Below are 1,573 nucleotides of genomic sequence, written 5' to 3' on the forward strand. Positions count from 1 at the left end.
CCAGATGCCTCATTCAGATTCTGAATGGCATCATGCAGTTGTAGAAGAAACCGAAGAATAAGGTGTAGAAAATAGGCATTGTCGGGGTCGGAGTCTGTTATGTCAATGTGGGTGAAAATCAGGCGGTCTTCTTCAGCGATGACGACGGTATTCCATGTATGCCCCGGGTATTTCGAAAACAATTCCTTGGTTAGATAAACATTTGCCAATACGTCAGGAAACAGTTGTTTAAGTTGAGCAAAAACAACCACCCCCAATGCCATATATTTATCACAGTCACCCATACCCCTTCGCCAATATTCAGCAATTGAACAACCTTCAGGGAAGGTAAGTGCCAGCTCTCCGTCATCCACAAGTTCGTAGTGAAGCTTTTCTGAAACAATCTTTGCTGTCAGGTGGAGCAAATTATAGATCGTTGGTTTTTTTACATCCTTGGCAGCCTTTTCAACGTACTTGAAAATTTCCGCGTGATCGTCCAGTGAAAAGTGGTACATGTCGTATTGGATAAATATGGAATTAAGCTTGGAAAACAAAGCCTTAGGTAAGGCAATAGGCTCTTTTTTACTCTGGTAGCCCGCAAGGTTACCAAGGTGCTCAAAATGAAGCTGAGTGGTGGGGTATACAGTGCAGGTCTGTTGGTCAGAGATTAAAGACGAGTAGGTGTCCAGGTCAATGCCTCGAAAGTAGAGAGAAATCGCATCGAATAGATCTATGTCTTTCATCTTGGCTTCATGAATAAAGTCAACAGGCACTTTAGAAATGTAGAGAGTTTTTAATTCAATGAACGAGTAGGTGAGTCCTTTGTATCTGGACAGGTCTTCTGTCTTTAGCCTCTGTTTAAATGCATCTTGAAGATAGACCTGATCAGAGTCACTGAATACGAAGAAGAGGTTTTTGTATAAGGAACCTGCAAGATCAGGGGGTATTCTATTTTTGGCGTACTTGATGATAAAGAAGGCCCCATTAATGCCGACTTCGAGGTAGCTATTCGCTGTTTGGGGGCTTAACCGTGCCTCTAGAATTTCATCTATAAAAGCTGGGTCATTAGCCACTTTAGGATGAAACGATGCGACTACTTCCGGAGTAATGTTACGCTGGGTAAAACGGTGAATTTCATACGGACTGACCATTGGGGCTTTCTGAGAAAAAAGAAAGACTTCTTCTGCTGTGGTTCCCACCTCTGTGAGGCGTTCAATATCATAACCGGCCAGCGTGTCGTTCATGCAACGTTCTTCTTGTTCTGTAACATCAGCGTTGACACAGAAACTCATCGTTATGAGTAATACAGCAATCGGCTTGATGGCATGATTTCTAATGTTCATTGATGTAATCCTTTACACTCGGGTTCAATTGTCAATATGACTTTAGAGTCCCGGGAAAGTGTTTGGTTCCTCCGGGAGGGAAATATATGAGCGTTACAGGTAAAGAAGCCGGAAAAGATTGGGGAGATTTTTTCAGCTCATCTATTATTCATGTGTCTGGAGCAGTTGTTATGTCCGGATTGCTTTGATCGTGTGGACAGAAATATTTCTCGTATTCGGTAAGAAAGTATCGCAAATTGAAGTATTTTGAG

1 protein-coding gene is annotated in these 1,573 nt (G+C 42.3%); it reads right to left on the bottom strand.

Features of this window, described 5'->3' with window-relative positions; all coding sequences use genetic code 11:
• Nucleotides 1-1,322, bottom strand: a 1,322-nt coding sequence (locus tag KDK18_RS03765) for a hypothetical protein (protein ID WP_257253315.1), incomplete at its 3' end; no start/stop codon positions are given.
• Nucleotides 1,323-1,573 lie beyond the last annotated feature (251 nt).

This window comes from Endozoicomonas sp. SESOKO3, assembly GCF_024606255.1.